The sequence below is a fragment of the Arthrobacter sp. CAL618 genome (genome assembly GCF_000468215.1).
In the GTDB taxonomy this organism is placed as follows: Bacteria; Actinomycetota; Actinomycetes; order Actinomycetales; family Micrococcaceae; genus Arthrobacter_D.
In genome coordinates this window covers 1-4,336 of the sequence record NZ_ASZW01000175.1, presented here as the reverse complement: position 1 = coordinate 4,336, position 4,336 = coordinate 1, and the positions used below count along the sequence as shown (strand labels likewise).

The 4,336-nt window shown below is 63.5% G+C and carries 4 protein-coding genes; 2 read left to right on the top strand and 2 right to left on the bottom strand.

What is annotated here, in order from left to right:
- Both mtrB and mtrA read right to left on the bottom strand, forming a co-directional pair.
- A partial coding sequence (gene mtrB, locus K728_RS0110965; RefSeq protein WP_024476737.1) for an MtrAB system histidine kinase MtrB occupies positions 1 to 1,387 on the bottom strand: 1,387 nt, incomplete at its 3' end.
- A gap of 43 nt (positions 1,388 to 1,430) precedes the next feature.
- Positions 1,431 to 2,108 carry an MtrAB system response regulator MtrA gene (mtrA, locus tag K728_RS0110960; protein ID WP_024476736.1) on the bottom strand — a complete coding sequence of 226 codons (678 nt, stop codon included), beginning with the start codon at positions 2,106 to 2,108 and terminating at the stop codon, positions 1,431 to 1,433.
- Positions 2,109 to 2,597: 489 nt separating this feature from the next.
- Here mtrA and K728_RS0110955 point away from each other — a divergent pair, with 489 nt between their 5' ends.
- Together K728_RS0110955 and K728_RS0110950 are read left to right on the top strand one after the other, a co-directional pair.
- On the top strand, positions 2,598 to 3,557 hold the full coding sequence (locus K728_RS0110955) for a hypothetical protein (protein WP_024476735.1): 960 nt from the start codon (positions 2,598 to 2,600) through the stop codon (positions 3,555 to 3,557).
- Positions 3,558 to 3,589: 32 nt separating this feature from the next.
- Positions 3,590 to 4,264, top strand: coding sequence for a DUF4129 domain-containing protein (locus K728_RS0110950; protein WP_162148047.1), 675 nt, complete (start codon positions 3,590 to 3,592; stop codon positions 4,262 to 4,264).
- Positions 4,265 to 4,336 lie beyond the last annotated feature (72 nt).

The following is a 4,336-nucleotide window of genomic DNA, read 5'->3' as shown; positions in this document are numbered from 1 at the left end:
CCCGCCAAAACCGATCGAACACCCGGGACGCTTCAAGCGGGGTCATGCCGATGCCGTAGTCACGAACTGCGACGGCGACGGCGTCCGGATTCGAGGCAATATAGATCGAGACAGGCTTCCCATCGCCATGCTCCAGCGCGTTCACCACAAGATTCCTGAGAATCCGGTCAATCCTGCGGGGATCCACTTCGACCAGGCATTCGGTTTCGCGGGAAATAATGCTCAGCTCGGAGCCGCACGCATCCGCTAACGGCTGGGCGCCGTCAATCACGTGCCGAACCACCTGGAAAATGTCGACGGATTCCGCTTCAAGCACCGCGGCGCCGGCATCGAACCGCGAGATTTCCAGTAGATCGGCGAGCAGCGCCTGGAATCGTTCCACCTGGTTGTACAGGATTTCGGCGGACCGGCGGTTGACCGGGTCGAAATTGGCGCGCGCGTCGTGGAGCACCTCGGCGGCCATCCGCACCGTGGTCAACGGGGTACGAAGTTCGTGGGAGACGTCCGAAACGAAGCGTTGCTGCATCTGCGACAGTTGTGCGAGCTGGGTGATCTGATCCTGAAGGCTCTCCGCCATATGGTTGAACGACGCACCAAGCCGCGCCACCTCGTCCTCGCCCTTCACATCCATCCGTTCCTGCAATTCGCCGGCCGCCAGCTTTTCGGACACCACTGCAGCATGGCTGACTGGCCCGACCAGGCTCCGGGTCACGAACCAGGCGATCGCCCCAATGATCAGCAACAGGACGATGCCAGCAATCCAGATCACCCCGTGAATGTAGTCAAGGGTGGCCTGCATCGAGGACAGGTCGTAGATCAGGTAAAGCGCATATTCGGTCTGCCCTGGCGGCAGCGTCACCTTGGTGCCGAACGCCAGCCCCGGCACCCTCTCCCCTGAAGTCGACTCGATCGACGTGGCGGACCAGTATTGGTCATCGCCCGACCTCACCGCGTTGGCCATGGCCGCCGGGATGGCGCTCGACTCGGTCAGGTTGTCGCTCCCGAACGGGGCAACGTAGATATCGGTGGTCTGATCGGGCACTATGGCGAGGATGAACCGCCTGGGTGCATCGGCGCCGCCACCCTCAAGGCTTGGCAGGGTGTCCTGCACCAATCGGAGGGTCGATTCGCTGTCGGTGGTCGAGGCGCTGCTGAAAATTGCTGCGACCTCGCTGAGCCCGTTGCTGGACTCGGCGCGGAACTGTTCGAATCGTTCCTCGTACAACCCGGTCGCAATCTGGTTGGACAGGAAGGCGCCGACGGCAGCGAAGGCCACCGCGGTGAGAAGCAGGGTGGAGACGACAGTGCGGAACTGCAGCGACCGTCGCCACTGCCGGGCGGTCCGCGAAAGCACCGTCCGGATCCAGGACCAGGCATGCGACGCCACGCCACCCAGCCTGTTCCGAACGCTAGCTGCAGCGCGGTCCAACTTACCCCTGTCCTGCCTTGTATCCCACGCCCCGGACCGTCAACACAATCTCTGGCGCTTCCGGGTCCCGTTCAATTTTCGACCTCAACCGTTGCACATGCACATTGACCAGTCGGGTATCCGCGGCGTGCCGGTAGCCCCAGACCTGTTCAAGCAGCAACTCCCGGGTGAAGACCTGCCAGGGTTTGCGTGCCAGCGCAACCAACAAATCGAATTCCAGGGGGGTCAGAGAAATCCGGTCACCGGCGCGGACCACCGAGTGCCCGGCGACGTCGATGGTGACCTCACCGATGCGGAGAGTCTCGGGAGCCTTCTGGTCACCGGGGCGCAGCCGCGCTCGCACCCGTGCCACCAGTTCCGCAGGCTTGAACGGCTTCGGCACATAGTCGTCGGCGCCGGATTCCAGACCTCGCACGATGTCGGAGGTGTCCGACTTCGCAGTCAGCATGACGATGGGGAGGTCGGATTCGTTGCGGATCTGGCGACAGACTTCGATTCCGTCTATCCCTGGCAGCATCAGATCAAGCAACACCAGGTCGGGTTTGGAGCTCCTGAAGATGTCCAGGGCCTGAGAACCGTCAGCGCAGAACACGGGATCAAATCCGTCGTTGCGTAGTACGATGCCGATCATCTCGGCCAGTGCTTCGTCGTCGTCAACGACCAGAATGCGTGCCTTCATATCTCCATAGTCTCCCATTGCCACGGCAATGTCGTACTAGCGCAATCGCTCCGCGCGCCCCAGCGCCGGGCAGGTTCCCGGAAATCCCTCCCGGTAACTATAGTTCTAGGAGACGGGTTCACAAGTGGAACAAACGTTCCGGGGGGACAGGATGAGCAACAATCCGCATGAGAGTGAACCAGCCGACAAGTCGCGGGACGATACGGCGGGNCGGGCGCACCTCTTCCGCCACCTAACGCCCAGCCACCGCAGTGGGGTCAACCACCACAGCCCGGGCAGAACGCCCAGTGGGGGCAGCAACCACAGTGGGGGCAGCACCCCGAACCCACTGGATCACCCCAATGGGGAGCGCAGCCCGGGTGGCAGGGCGTTCCGCACGGCCAGTTCGGCGGCTATCAGGCATCGCCTAAACCGGGAATCATTCCGCTGAGGCCCCTGGGCCTGGGCGAGATCCTCGACGGGGCGTTCCAGGCCTGCCGGAAGAATCCGTTGGCAACCTTCGGCACCGCCATCCTGTTCCAGGTAGTGATATCGGTTCTCACCCTGCTGTTGACGGTCGGTTTGTTCGGCTCAATCGCGCAACTGGATCCCGTCGACCCGTCGATGGACGAGGTTGCAGGACTGGCGACGTCACTGGTTTCCGTCGCCACGGCACTGGTGGTGCTCAGCAGCGTGGGTGTCCTCATTCTGCAAGGGGTGCTGGTCATCCCGATCGCACGTGCAGTGCTCAACGAGCGCACTTCTTTTGTGCAACTGTGGAAACTGGCCGTCCGGCGGATCCTGCCCCTCCTGGGTCTGGGATTCCTCCTGCTTCTGCTGGTCATTGCCGGACTGACGGTTCTGGTGGTGATCGCGGTGCTGCTGGCCATGCTCCTCGGTCAGGACTCGGTCTGGTTGATCGTGCTGGGAACCCTCGGCTCCTTGGCGCTGATTGTCTGGCTCAGTATCAAATTGGTCCTTGCACCGGCGGTACTCATGCTTGAGGGTGCCGGACCGCTCACCTCCCTGCGCCGGTCCTGGACATTGACTTCCCGCAATTGGTGGCGAACGTTCGGGATCCTGATCCTGACCAGCATCATCGTCTCTATCATCACCTCGGTGATTTCCACTCCCCTGAGCCTGCTCGCCACCCAGTTCGTGTCCTTCAGCGACTCGCCGGCCGAGCTCGGCGAGGAGCTGATGAACTCGCTGCCCATCCTTTTGGTCGGTCAGCTCATTACAGCTGTCTTCGGTGCCATTGGTTACGCCTTCCAGGCCGGTGTGACCGCCCTGCTCTATGTGGACCTTCGCATCCGGCGCGAGGGGTTCGATGTGGTCCTGCTGCGCGAACATGAGGAAGCAACTGCGGGCCGGTTCACCCCGATTCCCGGCCAGTCCGCCAACCCCGGCGGTCAACAATTCGGTCACCGGCCGGGTGGACCACCGAGCCCACCCACCACCGGGACCTGAGCCGGGTGCCACTTTCGCCAATGCTGATCCGTTTGATTGACTCGTCGGTGCCGATCGGTGGTCGGGTCCCGGTCGTGCCCGACGACGAGGAAGCCCGCGGTTGGCTGGAGGATGAGCTCGCCCAGGGCCGCTATCAGGAGGCGGAACCCAATTTCCTGGAACGGATCGCCACCACGATCCTCGAATGGCTGGGGTCTATCTTCGCCGACCTTCGGCCGCTTGAGGCCGGACCCGGTACGTTGCTGCTCGCCCTGGGCGCCGCGGTGGTGATCGCCGCAGCGGTGTGGCTGGTCAAACCTCGCCTCAATGCCCGCAACAAACGCGCCCGCACCGGAGTGTTTTCGGGTGACACCGTCCGCACCGCGCAGGAGCATCGTGGACTCGCCGCGGCTGCGGCGGGATCACGGGAATGGGATATTGCGCTGACCGAGCGGCTACGAGCGGTGATCCGCTCGGCCGAAGAGCGGGGTATTATCGATCGCCAGCCCGGGCGCACAGCAGGTGAGACGGGAGTGCAGCTCAGGGCCGCCTTCGGGGCGATCGGCGCCGACACCCTGTGGCTAGCCGACCGCTTCAACGAGGTGCACTACGGCAACCTGCCGGCGCATGAATCCGACTACCAGCGGGCAACGGCGGTCGATGTACTGCTTGCAACCGCCCGCCCGGACCTGCAGCAGCCGGCAACAGAACTGGCAGCGCCCCGCTGATGGCTGTCGAAATAGACCAGGCCACCACCATCGAGGTCGTCGGTGATGGCGGCAGCGCGGGCCGTGCTGCAG